A 20,743-nucleotide genomic window follows, 5' to 3' on the forward strand; every position below is an offset into this window, starting at 1 on the left:
TGGGTGGAACGGCTCCGAAAAAATCTTGATGATCGTAGCTCCCGGTCGCTGAGCTTTATGCTGATGGGGCTGGCTCCGGACGTTATCCGCCGCCGCCGGAGTGGACTACCCGGACTCGTCGTCACTTCCGGCTTGCTGTCGTGGCGAGCCGGAAGCGACGATCGCATGCAACCGGTCAGGACTGCGCGTCCAGTTCGTCGATGGCGTCGAGATCGATGATCTCGGTCTCGAGCTGCCGGTTCGAGAGGTCGGCGGACTTATAGGTGATCTCGCTCCTGACTCCGCCCGCCTTCGGGAAGAAGATCCCGAGTCCGATCACGTGCTCCACCGCGTCCAGCGCGACGCGCGGGGAGGAGCCCTCCAAGCGCCTCGGTTCCGAGACCTTGTCGATCGGGTAGACGCACAGCAGGCCGACGTCGCCAAGGACATCCTCGCGATAGACGCGGAGCTTGTTGTCGTCTGGCTTCCCGCCATGGAGCTCGCCGAGTTCCTTGCTGCCGAGCTGGAGATCGGCTACGCGGTCGGTCGTGGAGATCAGCGCCTTGATGTTTGCGTACGGCTTGCTTGGCATCGGCAGGCGGCTCCGCTTGAGGAGCCCCACAGGCCGGCCGAGCCCGAGGTCAATGGCGCCGTCGGAGCCGGAGCCGGTCCGGTTCATGACGACGACGTTCCAGGTCCGCAGGAAGCCCTGCCGGTTCTGGCTGGCAATGTACTCGCGAAGGAGATCGCCCTTCATGCGGAAGGCCTCCTCGTGGAACCGGTAGTCGCTGAGGAACGCCTCGATCAGTGCCGAGGGCACGCTCCTGAAGAGGAGGTGCTCGCTCGGCATCGAGACCGGCGTGGCCCCGACCTGCTGTACCAGCCGGCGGGTCGCGTCCTGGTTGTGCAGCAACCAGTCTTGGTCGCGGTGGTGGAACAGGATCGTCTGCTCGCGGTGCCGGCTGAAGCTGATCTCCGCGTCAACCGCGTCGCGCATCTTGGCGGCCGAGGTGATGGCCATCGCGGGGTGGGTGCGGATCCTGACCGGGACCTCGAGCGGGCTCAGTTCCTCGACCTCGTACCGGCGGATGTCCCGTCGGATCTCCTCCTCGACCGTCGCCAGCGCGAAGAACCACTCCTTCAACTCGTCGGTCATCCAGATCCGCGGCAGGTCACCGTAGCCGCGGCGATAGCCGAACCAGCGGCCCATCTGGAGCTGGGTGTCGTAGGCCGAGGAGGCGCGCACGAAGTAACTGCAGGTCAGCCCCTCAAGCGTGAGCCCACGCGAGAGCGTGTTGCCGCCGATCACCACCGCGGTGATCCCGGCCGGGTCGCCGTAACTGAGCCGGTCCTTCGAAAGGTAGTTGTCGACGATGACTCGCACGTCCGCCAACACGGCGGGAAGGTACTTCTCGATCTCCGCCCAGGTAACGGGGCTCAGGCCCTGGGAGGCGGACGGCAGCTTGGCTGACTCCTCCTCCCATTGACTGCGCAGGCTGGCGAGCACGGCCGTCCTACTGTTCGTCACGTCCTTGCGCAACTGGTGGAGAATCTTCTCCACCGGTGCCTTCGTAGCGAAATGTGCCCTGGCGTTCATCGAGGTGTGGATCAGCATCGAGTTGTGGAGCCCGCCATCGGGACGCGCACGACGCGCTGCCGTCGCGAGCAGGAACCACTGCAACGCGTCGATCAACGACAGGGTGATATCGGGTTCCCAGAGGTCGAGGCCGTCCTTGACCCGCGGGGGCCTGATCGCAACGGCCTCGTCCTCAGGGATCTGGCGGATGATGTCGAGGCCTTGGTCCAGGGCCTCGACCTCGTCGATCGTCAGAGGGTCCCGGCCGAACAGCTTCTCGGGCCCGAAGTATCCGTCTGGACGCGGCAGGTCGACCACGAAGTCGCGAGGGTAGAGGTCATCCTCCTTCTCCGGGTCGATGAGCAGGTTGGCGAACGGCGTCGCGGTGTAGGCGATGTAGGCGGTCTTCGGCTGCCTGAGGATCTGGCCGATCAGCCCGTTGATCGAGGAACGGTCCTTGAGGCTCACGTTGATGCTCGCCTGGTCGGCCTCGTCGTCGATCACGAGGATCGGGCAGTTCGCAACAACCTCGTCACCGGCCTGGCGCATCCAGCGCACAAGACGACGCAGCCGGTGTGGGTTCTTCTTGACCACGGCGAGCAGGCGGTGGTCCGGGTTCGAGAGCAGTTGGCGCGCGTTGCCACGCACCGTGAAGTCGGCCTCCGGATACGTCAGCAGGTGCCAGTGGGCTTCCAGATCCTCGACGAGCATGCTCTGCAGCCGGCCCTGGGTCTGTGCACGGAGGTTCTCTGTGAGGCCGGACAGGACGATGACGAGCCGGTAACCGACGTCAGCTGCCTTGGCAATCACGCTCATGAAGTTGGTGGTCTTGCCGCTCTGGACGTAGCCCAGGACCAGGCCGCGGACGTTGATCTCGGCCGTTCCGGGCGGCCTGAGGAGACTCACGACTCGATCGGATGTTCGATTGAGAGCGTTCATGGATTCGTCGGGGATGCCGCTGAAACGAAGTCGCTTCTCCAACACCGGCCAGAAACGATGGTCGGGGCGCGGTCCGGCATACCACGTCCCGGTCTCCCTCTCTCGGTTCAGGAGCACGTGAACGTCGTCGAAGCTGCGTACCCGCTGCGTCCGCTTCTCGTAGAGTTCGCGCGCGTTCGCGAGGACGTCATTGGGGGTGTACCTGCTGAGGCGTCGGATGGCCCCGTCGGCCGAGCTGCCACCAGCCACCATCATCGCGATCGTGTCCGCAGTCTCATCCACGAACTCGTCGCCCGACGACAGCATGTTCGACGCTTCGGTACCCATGGTACTTACCCCCGGTTGTCCTTGCTTCCGCCGTTAGCGATCGACTGCAGGCCACATGTTGGCACACGGGTGCGACAACACGTGTCCGCCGTGATCCAGTGCGATGGCACGCGGCAGGTGCAGGTTGTCCTGCAGTGGCAACGTTCGGAACTACGGTCCTGTGGGAGCAATACGGGTAATCATGCCGTTTGCGACGGGATGGGACGTCGCACCGAGAAGCGTTGCGGCGCGCGGGAGGCCGAGCCCGATCCCTGACCGGGAGCAAGAGCTACGTCACCAACCTTGCCGACCCCTCATCTCCGCGAACCATCGGTTCGTCTGGGCACTGCCGAGTCCGTCGGTCCACATCCGGCCTCGGAGTCCCTGATCGAAGTCAGGGCTGGCGTCGGGGCCTGCGGTGGAGGTAGGTGCGTAGGCGGTCGGCGGGATCGTGGGTGGCGTCAGGCTCGGYGGGGGTGCGGTGGAGTCTGGTGAGGAGGGCGGGGGCCTTGGTGGTCTTGAGAGTTTGGTAGCCGGCGAGGGCTCGGTCGACGGCTTGGCGGGTGGTGGCGGCGGCGCTGTCGCCGAGCCTGCGTACGGTCTCGGACCTGTGGGGTCGAAGGCCATGCCTGTCTGTGGGTGTGCTCGCGGCCGGCCTTGGTCCGGGCATGGTCGTGCGCTGCGGCTCGGGTTCCGACCCGGACTCCGACTCGAGGGTGAACTCGGGCACGCGGGCCGTCGACGGCGTCTCCACGGCGAGTTGAGCGGTGAGTAGATCGGCGATCTGCCTGGCGCCGGCGCGCTCGTCGGGGTTCGTGGCGAGGGCAGCGTCCAGAACGTCGCGGACCTTGCCCGGCAACGAATCGGGTGCCCGCGGTGCCGTCGATGGGTCGGGCTGGCCCAGCTCCCACCAGGCGAGCAGGCACAGCGCCAGGGAGTAGACGTCGGATGGGTTTCCGGCGGCGTGTGCGGTTCGGCGGCATTCGGGTGCGCGGAACGCTTGGCCCTCGTGGTCGACGTCGTCGGCGTCGTGCACGGTGCCGACGTCGGCATCGGCGATCTTGGCGATGAGGAAGTCGGAGAACGTCACCCGGTTCGTTTCCGGGTCCATCCAGACCCGGCTCGGGTGCAATGCGCGGTGGGTGATGCCCTCGGCGTGGATGTCGGCGAGCCCGGCGTAGGAGTCGGCGGCCACAGCCACGAAGGTCTCGATCGCGGGCCGCACGTCGGCGCGGATCAGGTTCCCCAGCGTGAGCAGGGTTGGCTCCGGCGGGTGCATCGGGATGACCCACATCCGCTCGTAGTCGACGCCGAAGTATGGGTCGACGGCGAAGACTCTGCGCAGTGGTGCCAATCGTCGCATCGCGTTGTACTCGCGTAGCAGCGGGTTGTCGTTCTTCCGGAGTTCATCCTCGGTGAGGCCCTGGCGCTCGAGGGTGAGCAGCACCCTTATCGAGCCGTCGTGATGCCGGCCGACGTAGCGGCGTCCGCGCGGCGTCGGGTCGAGTCCGGTCACGATCACGTAGGGTCCGAGCTTCTTCGGAATCGCCGAGCGCCCGGACAATCCAGCGACGTGATCTTCGACGCGCTTGCGGAAGGGGGCGAAGTTGAAATGGCGGCCGACGAAGTCGTCGATCTCGCGGAGGGCCTGCTCGCAGCCGGCCAGGCGGACCACGTGGCGCTCGACGCGCGGATCGTCGACGTTCAGCCTGACATCGGGCGAGGACAACACGACCAGCGCGTAGACGAGGTGAAGCGGAGCCTCTCCGAGCGGAACAGCCTGCTTGAGCGCGCTGCGCAATGGCCGGTTGTGCTGCGTCAGGCCGCCGGCCAGGATGCGGGCGGCGCCCACAGCCTGGTTGATCGGGTTACCGCGGTCCTCGCGGGTAGCCCGGTCGTACCAGAAGACATCGTTGCCATTGAGGTCGCCGTGCCAGGATTTTTCCTCTATCACGATGACGCTGTTCGGCCCGATGGCAATGAAGTCGGTGTCGCGCGTTCCCGAGGTGTGTACCAACTGCCGGCCGCAGACGATCGTCCACTGCTCGTCCAGGTGGTCGCGCAGGTAGCGGGCGGTGGCCTCCTCGCCCGGCCCGCCCCACTCGCCGTGGCGGATGATCGTTGCTCCCATGCGCCCCCCTCGCTGTCATCCGCGCCGCCCGGCGCACACCCGCGGAGGCGCCCCGCCGGTGCGAGCCGCTTCCTTCCAGAAGGGGTACAGCCACAGGAACCAACGATCCGGTTCGTGGGATTGTGGCGCCGGCCTCCCCGTCAAGTTCCGACAGACTGTCGCATACCCCGATACGGGCGCTGCACCACAGGTACGCCTAGGTAAGCGGATTTGACCCGGACAGTGACTATCGCCGCCGGCTGCTCGCTCAGAGTGCGGATGTGCCCGAGGGGAACGGACATTCCGGGCGAACCAGAAATTGCCGGGCGAACGCCGGGTTCTCCGGCAGATGGCCGCCCTGGGCGAGCTAGCGTGTCTGGCGAGCTAGCGGGCGGTCTCCAGGCGATCGGCTACCCGAGTGGCCAGGCAGGTGCCCGACCGCGGACCGATTGCCCGCGGGTTGGCGCCGGCGCGCCGGCGCTCCGGAGCGCTCTGACCCCCTCCGTCCAAGGGCGAGATCGCTGGTTCTGTATCGAGGTCCGAACCGCGCACCGCTCTTAGCCCGGATCCCGATACAGAATTGATGATCATATCTGGCGTAGGGCRTTGACGACTGTCTCGACGATGTAGGTGGGGCGGGTGAGCACGTCCTTCCAGGTGACGCGGACCAAGCGCCAGCGCAGTCCCTGCAGGCGGTTCTGTCGTTCGCGGTCGTGATGGAGGGGCTTGGGGTCGAGAACCGGCGTGCCATGAAAGGCGGCGCCGTCCGCTTCCAGACAGACCCGTCGCGACACCMAGGCCATGTCGACCCGAGCGACGAACGTCCCGGACCCATCACAGATTGGATACTGCAGCTCCTCCGGAGGTATCCCGGCATCCGCGAGAACCAGCCGCACCMACGACTCCAGCGGCGACTCGGCACGCCCGTCGACCTGGAGGAGCCACCGATATCGGCTGGCTGCGCCGCGTCGGCCGAAGAGTTCCGTCCGTATGTCGTCCAGATTGAGCAGTCGGCGGCCATGCAGCGCGGCGTCCAGCAGCGCGACCGCTTCGGGTCGTTCCCAGGCGAGTACCAGATCGGCGAGTGTTCGAGGGAGGCTTGTCGCCGGCAGGCCTCGGATGGGTCGCACCTCATCCTCAGGAACCGTTCCGGCGTGCAGGACCAGCCCGGCGGACCGAGGACGGGAACTCGTAGGCGCGACCAGCAGACGAACAGGCTCGGTCGGCGTGCACGGCGGGAGCGCGCCGAGCCCGTATAGCCGCGCGGCGCTCAGGCCGCACACGATGGCATCAGGACGGCGATGCAGTGCGGCGCGCAGGCGCCCGAGTAGCGGATCCGCGCCAGGTACGTCAGGTACGAAGTAAGTGCCGTTGAAAGGTCGTATCCAGGCGTTGGTCCGTATTAGCTGTTCGATCTGCCCACGGGTCAGCCCGGCGTCGCGGGCCTGAGCCACGCTGATCATGCCCTGCTGCCGGCGGGCGACGCGCAGAGCCGCCGCCAGCCCCGGGTACTCGGCCCGCTTCCGCTGACTGGCTGTCGCCACGAGCGGCAGAATCCGCCCGACCAGCTCGCCGCGTCAGGCAGAGGCGCCGCTTGTGGACAAGGCAAGACCTGTGGATATGCGGATGCCGCGGCGCCTTACCTCGGCGGTGACGCGACGCCGGCCCGGGCGAGGATCGCCCTTCTATATCTGGACCAGAGCCCCGGCATCCGGATCAGAGCCTCAGCCGAGGCTGGCGCGCGAACCCCGGGCAGAACTCACGATCACCGCGTGGYGCACGAGGTTGATCGTCGGTTCTGTACTCGAATCCGAACTGGGAGCGGTGTGCGGTTCGGATTTGAGTACAGATCTGGCGATCATCTGAGGGTTGTCAGGTGATCTCGGAGTGCGGTGGCGACCTGGTTCGTGGTGGGGGAGGCGTCGATCTCGGTGAAGGAGGGGAACTCGGGGAGAGAGCGGTAGGCGGCGTCGAAGGCGGTCAGGTAGGAGGGGTCCTCGACGTCGCGGCCGCGGGCTTCGACGCGGCGGGCCGCCTCGTCTGCCGGGATCGTCAGGTAGAAGGTGACGTCGGGGCGAGGGAAAACGGAGTAGGCGACGCGCACCAGCCGCTCAGCGTGGCCGCCAGTCTCGCCGCCTCCGCCACCTCCGCCGGGTGCGCCGCCTCCACTGCCTCCGCCGTATGCGCCGCGTGCGCTGCCGCCTCCGCCGCCTCCGTCGGGTGCGCCGCCTCCGCTGGGTGTGCTGTCGCCGCGGGCTCGCATGATGGCGAACTGGCAGTAGGAGTAGCGGTCCATGACGGAAACGCGGCGGGTCAGGGTCGAGATCGTGGTCGCTCGGGCGATCGCGACCCAGCGGATGGACGCCTCGACTGCCAGATAGCCACGCCGGCCGAGTAGGTGCCGCCCGTCCCGGCGTCCGAGCCGACGGGCCAGCGGATCGATCAACGGCCGTCCGCCGCCGTTCTCGAAGTACCGCGCTGGCGTTCCAGCCGCCGTGAGCTCCCCGGCGAGCCGTTTCGCCGCGGTCGACTTCCCCGACCCGTCAACCCCCACCAACACGATCATCGTCGGCCGCAGGCGCATACCTGACGTTATCCGTGGGTCGCCACCGGATGGTCAGTGCCGCATGGACGGCGCTGCATGGTCGACCCCGCCTGGCCGACTGCCGGCCGTTGGCCGTTGGAGCCAAGCCGGGCGCCGTGGAACGGCGGCTAGCTCTGGCAGCCCACGCCGTCCCCGTCAAAATCCAGCTCGAAGGGGTCTGGCTCCAGGACCCGGCCCGGCCCGCGCACGTAGTTCGGGCCATCGCCCGAGCCGCCCGCGCAGTCGTAGTCGCCGACGCCGTCCTGGAGGCACTGGTCCGGATACGACGGATCACAGCCCGGTGCCGGTGCCGGTGCGGCAACGGTCGTCGGCATGGGAGATGGTTCCGCGACCCCTGGCTGCTCGGGTGCCGACGCGGGTGCGGGTGCGGACCCGGGAGCGGGAGCCGTCGTCGTGTCCGGGCGAGGAGCCGTCGTCTCCGGGCCAGGAACTGCAAGGGTCGTTGCCGAAACTGACGCGGCCGCCGGCGCCGGTGGAGTCGCCAGCACCAAAAGCGGCGGCGGGGCCGGCATGGGAGTAGACGCCGGTTCCTCCGCCGCCGCCGGCGGCGCCGGCGGCGGCAACGTCGGCGAGGTCGGCAACGGCTGCGGGGTCGGCGAGGTCTGCGGGGTCGGCGTGATGATCCCCGGCTGAGAGGTCACGTCAGTTCGCGGCGTAGTCGTCGCTGGTGGTGGCGCGGTCAGTGCTAGCGCCGCCAGATCCGCTGCTGGCTGGTTCCGCGGCACGCTCGAACCGATGGCGGGCCCCGAATCCGTTGCGGAAACCGGGCTCGATGGCCCGGCCGCGACGGCCACGATCTTGCTTGCTGGCGTGCCTGTATCGGTCGGGTCGGCGGCGCCGGACGGGATCGGTCGCGCCAGTTCGGACGGCGTCGCGGGCGTGGTTGGGACGGTCCGGGCGGCTGGCGGGGGTGGGGTCGCCGCCGGTACGGCCATCACTCCGGCCGGCGGCTCGGTCTGCTCCAAGAGCTCGGTGCTTGGGCTTGACGGCTKGGGTTGGCCGGTCTTGGCGAGGATGAACCCCTGGTCTGGGTCGCTGCGGCAGCCGGAGAGCGCAATCAGCAGAAATGCGGCCGGAACGGCGGTGACCGCGATGCCGAACTGCCCGTTCGAGCCTTTTGGCCGGTGCCGCCGGCGAGCCATTCCACTAGGCGCGTCGGCCACCCCTACCGCGGCCTCACGGATAAGGGGAAGCTCGCGCGATGTCGCTCCCGGAACAATCAGCATTGCACTCCTCGATCGCCGTAGATCGATCAGGTTAGCGCTCGAACCGGCATCAAGGCGTCAGGCGCGCTCCGAACAGGAAACGGTGAAGCGCGCGGAACCGACCCGATGCCGCTATTCCCTCTTTTGGTTCGATGCCGGATGCGTTCTTGGCACGAGGCGTGCAGTGAAGAGGCGGCATGGCACGGCGGCATGCGACTGAATGATCGTGGGTGGCGGATCTCGCTGCCGAGACTCCCGCCGCGGGATGGTGTCTAGCTCTGGCAGCCGACGCCGTCGCCGTCCGCGTCCAGGCCAAAGGGATCCGGTGCCAGGACGCGGACCGGTCCGCGCACGTAGTTCGGGCCATTGCCAGAGCCGCCGGCGCAGTCGTAGTCGCCCTTGCCATCTTCCAGGCAGACGTCCGGGTAGGCCGGATCGCAGTTCGAGCTGGCCGGCGGAGCGGGAGCGGCGGCCGTTGTCCGGGCCGGTGYTGGAGCCGGCGCGGGTGCGGGCGCGGCGGTGGTGGTCCTGACCGGGGCGGGAACCGCGGTTGTGGCCGGGGCCGCGGGGCGCGCTGGCGGCCGCGTCGCGCCGGGCTGGTTGGCGGCGGCGAAGGGMATCGGCGGATTGGCCGTGGTTGGCGTCGGGCTGGGTGGCGCTGAGGACGTCGCTACCGAGGCCGATGCGGATACGGTCGCCGAGGCCGGTGTCGTCGTGATCCCGTCCGACAGGACGTCAGCAGTCTGAATCCGGCCAGCGTTAGCCAGGCTGTCCTTTGTCGCGGACGCGCAGGCGGACAGTCCCAGTAGCAAAACGGCGGCTGGTACAGCCACCGCCACGGCGCATGTGAGGCGAATTCGTCGACCTCCAGCGGACGCTGCTCGCCGTCCATCCTTCGTCGCGATGACCGCAGAGATGACCGCAGAGTCGAACCGCTGTCTGGACAATGAGAAATCTCGCATAGTGCCCCCCCGAGTCACTTGAGGTGACCAAGCTAGTTGCAGGCCAATGAAAAAGACACGGGGAACGCACGCGATGGCGCAATCCTGTTCATCCGGTGTTGACCGCACCGCAGGGATTGCTCGCCCGTTTTTTCTCGGCCTGGGTCGACTACGGGAGTCGGCGGCCATGCCTGCTTCCGGCGACGCTGGGGCGGCAGCCTACGGTCCCTGCGTCGGCGCGAGAGTCACTGCCCGGTGAGGCCGGCTCCGCCTTCTCGGGTTGGCTCCGCCTTCTCGGGTTGGCTCCGCCTTCTCGGGTTGGCTCCGCCTTCTCGGGTTGGCTCCGCCTTCTCGGGTCGCCGTGGCTTTCCGTTACCCCGCTGCGCGGTTGGCCCGGCGTCGGATCCGCTCCTGATGCCAGGTGCGTAGCGGTGGCATGACGTGGCGGAGGGCGGGGCGGGTTACTTCGTAGGCGACGGTGCCGAGTTTCAGAGGGAGCTTTTCCAACGGACGGTAGTCGTCCGCGGCAACGAGGCGGCATGCCAGATCGGGACGGAGCTGGCGGAGGTAGCGACGCGCTCGGGCCGCATGCAGCGGATCGGAGGCAATCTTGATGGTCGCCGCCGATTCCAGGTAGGTCATCGCGAACGCGAGATTTTGCTTGGTGGTGTGCGCTTGAGTCTCCAGGACGATCTGTTCCGGGGGCACTCCGAGTACCTCCCGCGCATAGCGCGCCATCGCCTCGGCCTCGGCGATCACCGCTCCCCGCGTGGCGGCCCCGCTGAAGACCAGCAGTGTGCCGTCCGAGACCGGCAGAGCGCCGTCCGAGACCAGCGACGTGCCGTCCATGCCGGCTCGGCCGCCGACGTCGTGTGCCTGGCCTCTCGCCTGGTCGCCAGCCTGGCTTCCGTCGTGGCTCATTGACCGGACCGCGATCTCGGTGCGCCAGCGCTGCAGCGGGTGTGTCCGGCCGTCACGGGCCGATGGATAGCCGAGAACGAGCACGGTCTCCCCGACGACCCCAGTCGCGGTTCCCCCGTCTCCCTCGCCGGCGGACGCTGAATCGGTCCCCAGGTCGGGCCTGGTCACGCCGGTCCTCGGTGGGCGCCGGGCGAGCGGATCGAGATGCCGGCGGGAGGCGGCCCAGTGCGGGATCTCGGCGGTACCGACCACCAGGCCGGCGAGCGCGATGACTCCCACTACCGCTACCACGAGCATCGTCACCCACATGACGACGGCCGCCTTCGCGACGCCAGCCGTGACGTCGGTCGCGACGCCGGTCGCCGCAGCGGCGGCGACGTCAGCCGCGTCGACAGCGACAGCGACAGCGCCGGCGCCGGCGCCGGCGACGATCGAGGCGATGGCGATGGCGATGTCGATGGCGGTGACGACGGACGAGGAGGGCTCGAACGGGCTCGCACGACTCGATTCTCGCCCGGTTGGGGTCCGCGCTCAGGATCGCCGGCTGGCTACGGAGGCCCCGCCGGCTGGTTCCGGAGGCTCGCCGGCTGGCCGGGGCCCGGGTGGCGGAGGATCGTCGGGGTAGCCGGCCAGCGGGCCGGAATACCAGCGGGCCGGAATGTCAGGCACGATCGGAAGCACCATGACGCTTGCGACGACCGATCTTATGGACGCCCTGCCACCGGGCGGGCTGGCCGCTGCCCGCGAGGACCCGCTCGGCGAGGACGCGATCTACGCGACCTTCGAGGAGTGGGCCGGGGAGCAGGGGCTGAGCCTCTACCCGCACCAGCAGGAGGCGCTGATCGAGATCGTCTCCGGCGCGCATGTCATCCTCTCCACCCCGACCGGTTCGGGGAAGAGCATGGTGGCGGCCGGGGCGCACTTCGCGGCGCTCGCGACCGGGCGGCGCTCCTTCTACACCGCGCCCATCAAGGCGCTGGTCTCGGAGAAGTTCTTCGCGCTGATCGAGATCTTCGGCGCCGAGAACGTCGGCATGATCACCGGTGACGCGGGCGTCAACGAGAAGGCTCCGATCATCTGCTGCACGGCCGAGATCCTGGCGAACCTGGCATTGCGCGAGGGCTCGGCCGCGGACGTCGGCCAGGTCGTGATGGATGAGTTCCACTTCTATGCCGACCCGGACCGCGGCTGGGCCTGGCAGGTTCCGTTGATCGAGCTGTCGGGGGCCCAGTTCATCCTCATGTCGGCGACGCTGGGCGACGTCAAGCGGTTCGAGGAGGACCTGACCCGGCGCACCGGTCGCCCGACGGCCGTCGTCCGTTCCGTGGACCGGCCGGTCCCGTTGTACTTCAAGTACGTCGTGACGCCGCTGCAGGAGACGATCGAGGAGCTCCTCTCCACCCACCAGGCTCCCGTCTACATCGTCCACTTCACGCAGGCGGCGGCGCTGGAGCGAGCCCAGGCGCTGACCAGCATCAACGTCGCGACGAAGGCCGAGAAGGAGCAGATCGCGGCGGCGATCGGCGGTTTCCGGTTCACCTCCGGGTTCGGCAAGACGCTGTCCCGGCTGGTTCGCCACGGGATCGGCGTGCACCACGCCGGGATGCTGCCGAAGTACCGGCGGCTGGTGGAGATCCTCGCTCAGGCCGGCCTGCTGAAGGTCATCTGCGGGACGGACACCCTCGGCGTCGGCATCAACGTCCCGATCCGCTCGGTCATGTTCACGTCGCTGTCGAAGTACGACGGGACGAGGAACCGGATCCTGACCGCCCGCGAGTTCCACCAGATCGCCGGGCGCGCCGGCCGGGCCGGCTACGACACCGCCGGCTACGTCGTCGTGCAGGCGCCCGAGCACGTCATCGAGAACGAGAAGGCGCTGGCGAAGGCCGGCGACGACCCGAAGAAGCGCCGCAAGGTCGTTCGCAGGAAGCCGCCGGAGGGCCAGGTCGGCTGGGGCCAGCCCACCTACGAGCGACTCGTCTCCGCCGAGCCGGAGCCGCTGACGTCGCATTTCCGGGTCACCCACTCGCTGCTGCTGAACGTCATCTCCCGGCCCGGCGACGCGTTCACCGCGATGCGCCATCTGCTCACCGACAACCATGAGGACACCGCCGCGCGGCGCCGGCACATCCATCGCGCGATCGCGATCTACCGGGCGCTGCTCGCCGCCGGTGTCGTCGAGAAGCTCGACGAGCCGGACGCGGAGGGCCGCACGATCCGGCTCACTGTCGACCTGCAGTTCGACTTCGCGCTCAACCAGCCGCTCTCGCCGTTCGCGCTCGGCGCCCTCGACCTGCTCGACAAGGAGGCGCCCGACTATCCGCTCGACGCGCTGTCCGTCATCGAGTCGACGCTCGACAACCCGCGCCAGGTGCTGTCCGCGCAGCAGTTCAAGGCGCGCGGCGAGGCTGTCGCGGCGATGAAGGCCGAAGGCATGGAGTACGACGACCGGATGGAGGCCCTGCAGGAGGTCACCTACCCGAAGCCGCTCGACGAGCTGCTCACCGCCGCGCTGGAGATCTACCGGCGCGGCCATCCGTGGGTCGACGACTACGAGCTCTCGCCGAAGACGGTCGTGCGCGACATGTACGAGCGGGCGATGACGTTCGCCGAGTACATCCAGTTCTACGGGCTGGCCCGCTCCGAGGGCCTGCTGCTGCGCTATCTCGCCGACGCCTACAAGGCGGTGCGCCAGACGGTTCCGGACGCGGCACGCACCGAGGAGCTCACCGACCTCATCGAATGGCTCGGCGAGCTGGTCCGCCAGGTCGACTCCAGCCTGCTGGACGAATGGGAACGCCTCCGTAACCCGACGAAGGGCGACCTCGCCGCCGCCGCCGCGATCGAGCACGGCGAGCGGCTCACCGACAAGCCTCCGGCCGTCACGAAGAACGTCCGCGCCTTCCGCGTCCTCGTCCGCAACGCGCTGTTCCGCCGGGTGGAGCTGGCGGCGTTGCGCCGCTACTACGACCTCGGCGAGCTGGACGCCGAATCCGGCTGGAACGCCGAGGCCTGGGAGGACGCCCTGGCGCCGTACTTCGAGGAGCACCGCGAGATCGGCACCGGCGCCGACGCCCGCGGCCCGAAGATGCTCATCGTCGACACGGCCACCGAGCGCGGGAAGTGGCTGCTGCGCCAGATCTTCGACGACCCGGCCGGCGACCACGACTGGGGCATCAGCGCCGAGGTCGACCTCGCTGCCTCCGACGAGCTCGGCGCCGCCGCCCTCACCGTGACCGCCGTCGACCAGCTCTGAAAGCCCGGTCCGCCGACGCCCCACAGCCCCGTCGGCGGCCGCCCGAGCCGGCCGGGCATCGACTTTGGTAGCGCCCTTCGGGCGGTTTCGGACGACGTGTCGACCCCGTACGCTGCCGCACATGGGCGCGGTCGGCACCGGCGGGCGCGTCGGAGTGCGCCGGATGGAGTACCACTGGCTGTTGCCGGCCCTGCTCACCCAGGAGATCCCGGCCGACGGCGACGCCGGCCGGCCGGCACCCCGGTCGGCACGGGACTGGGCCGTGGACGTGGTCCTTTTCGTGGCCGCGGTCTGGGGCGGGCTCGCGGTGTGGGTGCCGCTCGTCGAGCAGGCGCCCGACGTGTCGCCGGCTCTGCGCGCCGCCGACCTGGCGGCGGGGCTGGTGACCTGCGCGGCGCTGTGGTGGCGGCGACGCTGGCCGGTGACGCTCACCCTCGCGCTGACCCCCCTGGGGGTGTTCTCCGCGTCGGCCTCCTTCAGCCTGCTGATCCTGATGTTCAGCGTCGCCGTGCACCGGCGCCCGCCCGTGGCCGCCGCGGTGGCCGGTGTCTTCTGGTTGCCCGGTTTCCTCTACCCGCTGGTCTGGCCGGATCCGGAGCTGTCGTACGCGGGCTCGGTGGTGCTCACCCTGGGACTCACGGCCGGGGTGACGGGCTGGGGGATGTTCATCCATGCCCGCCGGCAGCTCGTGATCTCCTGGCGGGAGCGGGCGGCGCTGGCCGACGCCGAGCGCCATCGGCAGGTGGCCGACGCCCGCCGGCTGGAACGGCTCCGCATCGCGCGGGAGATGCACGACGTCCTCGGCCACCGGTTGTCGTTGCTGACCATGCACGCGGGCGCGCTCGAGTTCAGGYCGAACGCGCCACCCGAACAGCTCGCCCACGCCGCCGGCGCGGTCCGTACCAGCGCCCGGCAGGCTCTCGTCGAGCTGCGCCAGGTGATCGGCCTTCTCCGGCAGGACGATGCCATGCCCGAGCCCGGACCCGAGCCCGGACCCGAGCCCGGACCCGAGCCCGTGCCCGAGTCCGAGCCCGTGTCCGAACCCGTGTCTGAGTCGGTGCCTGAGCCCATGCCTGAGCCTGGGCCTGGGCCCGACCAGGTCGTCCATGCCGAGCGGGTCGAGCGGGTCGTCCATGTCGAGCGGGTCGGGCGGGTCGAGACGGGCGAGAGGGTCGGCGGCGAGGGTGCCGGGCCGGTCGACGGGTACGCGCCGGTCCCGGAGACGCCTGGCCTTGCGGACCTGGCGGCCCTCGTCGGCGAGTCCCGTCGCGCCGGTACCGCCGTCCGGGCCTACTACCGCGTGGTCGAGCCGCACACGGTATGGCCGGTAGCCGCCCGCGGCGCTTACCGGATCGTCCAGGAGGCGCTGACCAACGCCCGCAAGCACGCGCCGGGGCGGCCGGTCACGCTGATGGTCGACGGTTCGGTCGGCGAGGGACTGCGCATCGAGGTCCGCAACCAGACCGGCCCGTCCGCGGCCCCCGAGTCGGCCGGGCGGTCCGAGCCAACCGGCGGAGCGGGGCTGGTCGGGCTGGCTGAGCGGGCGGCCCTGGCCGGCGGGGCGCTTCGGCACGAGGTGACCGCGGACGGTGAGTTTCGCGTGTGTGCCTGGCTGTCATGGACGCCGGTCGAGAACGCCGGAACCATCAGCGGAACCACCGCAGGAACGATCACCGGAACCCGGTCGGCGCGCGAACCGGGCGGGAGCGGCGGATGACCGATCCACGGCAGACTGCTCCGCCTGGCGCGACCGGCGGGCCGGCCGCACCCGTGCGGGTACTGGTCGTCGACGATGACCCGCTGGTACGGGCGGCGCTGGCCATGGTGTTCGGCGGTGGGGATGAAGTCGCGCTCGTCGGCGAGGCGGGCGACGGCGACGAGGTGCTGGCCGCGGTCGAGGCGCACGGCCCGGACGTGGTGCTCATGGACATCCGGATGCCGAGGGTCGACGGCCTGGCCGCGACGGAGGCGTTGCGCGCCCGGGCGGACCCGCCCGAGGTCCTCGTCCTGACCACGTTCGACACGGACGAGCATGTGCTGCGGGCGCTGCGGGCCGGCGCGAGCGGATTCCTGCTCAAGGACACCCCGCCGGCCGAGATCATCCGTGCCATCCGGCGGGTCGCGGCCGGAGACCCGATCCTGTCGCCCGCGGTGCTCCGCCGCCTCATGGCGCACGCCGCCGCGTCCTCGGCGGCCACCCCCGCGGCGGCCACCGACTCCACGGGCGCGTCGCCGCCGGCCTTCACGCCAGGCGCGTCGGCCGCGCCGCGCGCGTCGGCGGAGGTCTGGCGCGCCCGCACCCTGCTCGACCAGCTCAGCGAGCGGGAACGCGAAGTGGCGCTCGCGGTCGGGCGCGGGCTGTCCAACGCCCAGATCGCCGCCGAGCTCTATATGAGCGTCGCGACCGTCAAGTCCTACGTCTCGAAGCTGTTTGTACGCCTCGGTCTCGACAACCGCGTACAGATCGCTTTGCTCGTCCATGACGCCCACCTCGACGCCGGATAGCCGCTTCCACGGGATCAACGGAGGCGGAATCAACTGAGGTCGTCGAGCCATAGCCCAATGGCCGTAGGCGGTGGCCGGGTGGCTGGCACAGCCTGGCGGCATGAGCTATCGAGTGGACGTTCAGYGGCTCACGGTCCGCTGTCGGGGTGGCGGTTCGGCGCCACCGGCGCTGGATGATGCCTCGTTCTCCGTGGAGCCGGGCCGCGTCTGCGGCCTCTTCGGCCGGGAAGGGGCCGGGAAGTCGACGCTGCTCGCCTGCCTGGCCGCCTACCGGCGCCCGTCCGCCGGGACGGTGCGCGTCGACGGTGACGACCCCTACGAGAACGCGCGGCTGATGAACGGGATCAGCCTGGTCGACGGCCGGGGCGGGATCGGGGTCGACGAGTCGACGACTGTCCGCGAGGTGCTGGAGATCGTCGCCCTGCTGCGTCCCCGCTGGGACCAGGCCTTCGCGGACACGCTGCTCGACCGGTTCGAGGTGGCCGCCGGCGCGAAGGTCGGTCAACTGGCCCGGGGCCGACGGGCGGCGCTGGCGGTGACGATGGGGCTGGCCACCAGGGCGCCACTGACGATGGTCGACGAGGCGCATCTGGAGCTGGAGCCCGCGCACCAGTCGACCTTCCAGGAGGAGCTGCGCGCCGACCAGGCCGCCCATCCGCGGACGGTCATCCTCGCCGGTGCCACGGTGGGGGAGCAGGGCGCCGAGGGCATCCGCGGCGTGGATGATGACGGAGGCCTGCTCGACGACGTCGTTCTCCTCGGCCGCGGGCGGGTGCTGGCCGCGGTGCGGGCCGCCGACCTGCGCGGCCTCGGCCGAGAGCTGACCGGCGATGCCGATGCCGTCGCCGCCCTCGTCCACACCCTGACCGGCGATGCCACGGCCGACGAGGCAACGGCAACGGCCACGGCCACGGCCGACGAGGCAACGGCCGGCGATGCCCTGATCGGCGATGCCCTGATGAGGGACGCCCTGACCGGTGAGGCCGTGGCCGTGGTGGCCGACCGCCGGCTGGGCCGGCTCCGCTCGGTCGTGCTCGCCGGCCAGGTGCCCCCCGACGCGCTCAGCGCGGCGGACCGCGCCGGGATCAGCGTCAGCCCGGTGGGGCTGCGCAGGCTCGTCACCTGCCTTACCGATGACCGGCTCCGGTCCGGCGACCACCGGGAGCGCACCTCATGACGGAAGCAGCCAAGGCGGAAGCAGCCGAGACGGATGCCGCCGGCCGTCCCCCGGCCGTCCCGGCGGCCGCGGCGGCCGCGGTCGTGACCTCGGCCCGGACCGCGAACCGGGAAGGGCCGCCGCCGCTGGCGAACGTCGCCGCGATCACCACGGCCGGCACCATGATCTGGATCGGCCTGCTGTGGCTGGTCGTCGCCGCCGGTTTCGGCATCGTGCTGGGCGTCGTCGCCGCGGTGGGTTCGTCCGACCACAGCCTCTGGCAGCACGGGTTTTCGGGCTGGCAGCGGTTCATACCGTTCGCCGCCGGCCTGTCGATGACGTCGGCCTTCGCGCCGATGCTGGTCGGCAACGGCGTCACCCGGGCCCGGCTCGCCACGGCGGCCACCGTGACCCTCGTCGTCGTCGCGGTGGCCGGTGGCCTGTTCGTCGCGCTTGGCTATGGCGCGGAGAGGCTCGCCTTCGACGCGCTCGGCTGGCGCCATGAGCTGTCCGACGGCCGGCGGCTCTCGGGCGGCGGATACGTCCGGGCGGGCGTCGCCTATGCGGCGCTGTTCGCCTGCTACTTCGCCTCTGGATGGCTGATCGGTGTCGCACGCGGAGTCCTCGGTCGGGATGGGTTCGCGCCGCTGGTCGTTCCGGCTCTGATTCCGGCGGTCGTCGCCGAGCTCCTGCTCCGGTCCGAGGTCACCGGCCTGCCGTTCGCCGGCCGCCTTGGTCTGGATCGCCTGCCCCAGCCGTCGCTCACGCTCGGCCTGCTCGCGGCGCTGACCGCCACCGCCCTCGCCACGTGGGTGGCCCATGCCGCCAGCCGGCACATCACCCTGCCCATCGGCGGCGGCCCACGTTAGGGGGCGGTCGCGGTCCCAATGCCCGGCCATACCGGGGACAATTCGGCCATCCGGATGAACCCTCCGATGGCGGTCCGGCACACTGGGCCGCATGGGTGTAGGGGAGCCCTCCGGGGAGTTCTCGGGCCAAAGCCAGCCGACGGGCTGGAACCAGGGCTACCCGCCAATGGGCCAATATCAGCAGCAGTACCCACCAACCGGTCAGTACCAGCAGCATCCGCCAACAGGCCCGTACCAGGGCTACCCGCCGCCGGGCCAGTACCAGCAGCCGCCGGGCGAGTACCAGCAGGGCCAGTACCAGCAGCAGTATCCGCCGGCCGGCGGATACCAGTGGGCTCCGCCGGAAGGGCAGGTCCCGCCAGCCGGCCAGAACCCCTGGTACCCGCCGCCGGGCGGCCACCAGCCATCGCCCCGTCGGCGACCCTGGCTGGTGCCGGTGCTGGTCGTCGGTGGATTGGTCCTCGTCGCCGGCGTCGTCCTCGGCGTGCTGAGACTGGTCAACCATGACGGGGGCGGGAGCGGAACCGGGACCACGGTGCCGAGCGCCTTCCTCGGAACCTGGTACGGCACGCACGGTGGCTCCGAGATGTCCCTGGAGCTCAAGGACGGCAAGGTGGGTGACGTCGTCGGCGCGACGACGTACCCGGGCGCCTGCACCGAGACGGTGACCCTGATCGAGGTCGGTGACGGCTCGTCGATCCGCGTGCACGAGGCGGTGCAGCCGGGCGACACCGAATGCACCGACGAGGACATCACCCTGACGCTCCAGGGATCGGGTTCGTTGAGCCTGCGCTATGAGTCGTACGCGGAGGGTGACCCGGACGGGACGGTCGTCATGACGCGGGCCGGCGGCGGCAGAGCGGCCTGAGAGCGACCTGACCGACCAGGGGCCGGAGCGGACGTAGGCCGCGACAAGCGGAACCGCCCTGACCTCGACAGGAGGGAGAGATCAGGGCGGTTCCGGGGCTCCCGCGTCCGGTGGGGGGAAGAGACGCGGGAGGGTCTTGCTGGTCGGCGTTGACTAGCCGAACAGCGCCTTGTGGGTCTGCGGACCGACGACGCCGTCGACCAGCAGGCCGTGGGCGGCCTGGTAGGCGCGCACGACGCTGGAGGTCTGCGGGCCGAAGTAGCCGTCGACCGCGACCACGTGGCCAAGGCTCCCGAGCTTCTGCTGCAACTGGCGGACCGCGTCCAGGTAGACGCTGTGGTTCGCCGCCTGCGACAGGTACCAGGCGTTCGCCGGGATCGCGGGCGCGGCCTTGGCCAGGGCGGCCGGGGCGGCGGAGACCGTCCCGCTGCCGACCGCGTTCGCGGCGGCATAGCCACGCGACAGGTAGTTCCGGTAGGCGCCGGTGGTGTAGGTGGTCCAGGCGCTTGGGCCGGAGCCCTTGCAAACCTGGGTGGCGGCCCACGCGTTGGTCGCCGGGTCGTAGAGGTTGCGGCTCCCGACCCAGCCGGAATGCGCCCGCATGTTGATCTGCCACAGGCCGCGCGAGTCCTCGCCGACGGTGGCGTGCGCGTAGGCGTTGCCGCCGGACTCGGCCAGCGCGATCGCGACCCAGGTCGCGAGGCTGACGCGGCAGCTGTCCAGGCCCGCGGAATGCGCGTAGGCGGCGATCTGGGAGTCCGAGACGCTGGACGCGGCACTGGCCGGAGCGGCGCCGGCGAAGACGGCGGCGCCGGCGGTGGCGGTTACGACGCCGGCGGCGACAACAGCCGAACTGCGGCGGCGGAAAGCACTCTGCTTGCGATGACGACCCTTGAGCATTCTGCGAAAATCTTTCCCGCACGCCTGTGAGGTTAGCTGTCGGGTTCGGGCCGGGAAGCCCGGCCGGCTATTTTTGGGCGCGCTGAAAAGCGCCTTTGAATGGCCGACTTAACCCCAAGGGCTCGCGCTGGGTGGCGCGAGCCCGGAGGAACGTGGTTCCCCCATTTCTGCCCTGGCGATGTTCTCGGAGGGGGCACCGATCCGGGGGCAGAACTCGGCGTCCGGATCGCTGCTTGCTGCGAGCGGAGCAACCGTAACTAGCTACCGGGTGTAGTCACAAGCGGGCGAACTGGGCAGATGTCCGGCAAGGCTGTCACGCTGCGTGTAAAGCCCTGTGGCAACGCGCTTGTCAACAACTAGCTGTGACCAGCGTCACATCAATTGTTGCAAAATTCGGGGAACAAGGAGCCGTTGTCGCGCGAATCAATGTCGCTCAACGGTTTCCAACAGCCACCCTTACCGAATGATGCTTATCGCGAGCGACGCAGATCTGATGCGCCGCGTAATATCCCGCCGAACTTCCCTCCGATCGAGCAATCGCCCGTCACGACGTGTTCCAGCCGTTGGGAAGCCGTGGTCGAGGTCACATCGGGTGACGACTGCCCGT

General features: G+C 69.8%; 14 protein-coding genes and 1 riboswitch. Of the genes, 7 read left to right on the plus strand and 7 right to left on the minus strand.

Going from position 1 to position 20,743, the window contains the following annotated elements:
• Positions 1–175: 175 nt before the first annotated feature.
• The 5 genes from BCD49_RS00245 to BCD49_RS00265 all read right to left on the minus strand — a co-directional run bounded on the left by BCD49_RS00245 (position 176) and on the right by BCD49_RS00265 (position 7,829).
• Entirely contained in the window at positions 176–2,821 is a 2,646-nt protein-coding gene (locus tag BCD49_RS00245) for a Z1 domain-containing protein (protein WP_007508660.1), read from the minus strand.
• Positions 2,822–3,194: 373 nt separating this feature from the next.
• A complete protein-coding gene (locus BCD49_RS00250; RefSeq protein WP_071040963.1) occupies positions 3,195–4,931 on the minus strand; it encodes an NERD domain-containing protein kinase family protein in 1,737 nt (578 codons plus the stop codon).
• 566 nt (positions 4,932–5,497) lie between these two features.
• Positions 5,498–6,454 carry a type IV toxin-antitoxin system AbiEi family antitoxin domain-containing protein gene (locus tag BCD49_RS00255; protein ID WP_083401157.1) on the minus strand — a complete coding sequence of 319 codons (957 nt, stop codon included), beginning with the start codon at positions 6,452–6,454 and terminating at the stop codon, positions 5,498–5,500.
• A gap of 314 nt (positions 6,455–6,768) precedes the next feature.
• Positions 6,769–7,476: a dTMP kinase gene (locus BCD49_RS00260; protein WP_241832221.1), complete on the minus strand. Its 708-nt coding sequence runs from the start codon at positions 7,474–7,476 to the stop codon at positions 6,769–6,771.
• A 146-nt stretch (positions 7,477–7,622) separates the two neighbouring features.
• The gene (locus tag BCD49_RS00265) at positions 7,623–7,829 is read right to left on the minus strand and encodes a hypothetical protein (protein WP_007508664.1); all 207 of its coding nucleotides are present in this window, start codon (positions 7,827–7,829) and stop codon (positions 7,623–7,625) included.
• 196 nt (positions 7,830–8,025) lie between these two features.
• Between BCD49_RS00265 and BCD49_RS45745 the strand changes: the two genes are divergently transcribed.
• On the plus strand, positions 8,026–8,148 hold the full coding sequence (locus BCD49_RS45745; protein ID WP_007508665.1) for a hypothetical protein: 123 nt from the start codon (positions 8,026–8,028) through the stop codon (positions 8,146–8,148).
• A gap of 1,885 nt (positions 8,149–10,033) precedes the next feature.
• On the opposite strand, the gene BCD49_RS00275 is transcribed toward BCD49_RS45745, so the two are convergent.
• A complete protein-coding gene (locus tag BCD49_RS00275; protein WP_106410368.1) occupies positions 10,034–10,879 on the minus strand; it encodes a YdcF family protein in 846 nt (281 codons plus the stop codon).
• A 385-nt stretch (positions 10,880–11,264) separates the two neighbouring features.
• Between BCD49_RS00275 and BCD49_RS00285 the strand changes: the two genes are divergently transcribed.
• The 6 genes from BCD49_RS00285 to BCD49_RS43035 all read left to right on the plus strand — a co-directional run bounded on the left by BCD49_RS00285 (position 11,265) and on the right by BCD49_RS43035 (position 19,236).
• The gene (locus tag BCD49_RS00285; protein ID WP_007508669.1) at positions 11,265–13,838 is read left to right on the plus strand and encodes a DEAD/DEAH box helicase; all 2,574 of its coding nucleotides are present in this window, start codon (positions 11,265–11,267) and stop codon (positions 13,836–13,838) included.
• Positions 13,839–14,001: 163 nt separating this feature from the next.
• Entirely contained in the window at positions 14,002–15,555 is a 1,554-nt protein-coding gene (locus tag BCD49_RS00290; RefSeq protein WP_158072921.1) for a sensor histidine kinase, read from the plus strand.
• On the plus strand, positions 15,552–16,343 hold the full coding sequence (locus tag BCD49_RS00295; RefSeq protein WP_007508672.1) for a response regulator transcription factor: 792 nt from the start codon (positions 15,552–15,554) through the stop codon (positions 16,341–16,343). The genes BCD49_RS00290 and BCD49_RS00295 overlap by 4 nt, the downstream gene beginning before the upstream one ends.
• Positions 16,344–16,443: 100 nt before the next feature.
• A complete protein-coding gene (locus BCD49_RS00300; RefSeq protein WP_083401158.1) occupies positions 16,444–17,520 on the plus strand; it encodes an ATP-binding cassette domain-containing protein in 1,077 nt (358 codons plus the stop codon).
• On the plus strand, positions 17,517–18,368 hold the full coding sequence (locus BCD49_RS00305) for a hypothetical protein (RefSeq protein WP_007508674.1): 852 nt from the start codon (positions 17,517–17,519) through the stop codon (positions 18,366–18,368). The genes BCD49_RS00300 and BCD49_RS00305 overlap by 4 nt, the downstream gene beginning before the upstream one ends.
• A 91-nt stretch (positions 18,369–18,459) precedes the next feature.
• Positions 18,460–19,236, plus strand: coding sequence for a hypothetical protein (locus tag BCD49_RS43035; RefSeq protein WP_007508675.1), 777 nt, complete (start codon positions 18,460–18,462; stop codon positions 19,234–19,236).
• Positions 19,237–19,389: 153 nt separating this feature from the next.
• Here BCD49_RS43035 and BCD49_RS00315 read toward each other — a convergent pair whose 3' ends face one another.
• Positions 19,390–20,136, minus strand: coding sequence for a peptidoglycan-binding protein (locus tag BCD49_RS00315; protein WP_007508676.1), 747 nt, complete (start codon positions 20,134–20,136; stop codon positions 19,390–19,392).
• A gap of 6 nt (positions 20,137–20,142) precedes the next feature.
• Positions 20,143–20,324: riboswitch (cyclic di-AMP (ydaO/yuaA leader) on the minus strand.
• Positions 20,325–20,743: the final 419 nt, after the last annotated feature.

The organism is Pseudofrankia sp. EUN1h, assembly GCF_001854645.1.
GTDB classification, from domain to species: Bacteria; Actinomycetota; Actinomycetes; order Frankiales; family Frankiaceae; genus Pseudofrankia; species Pseudofrankia saprophytica.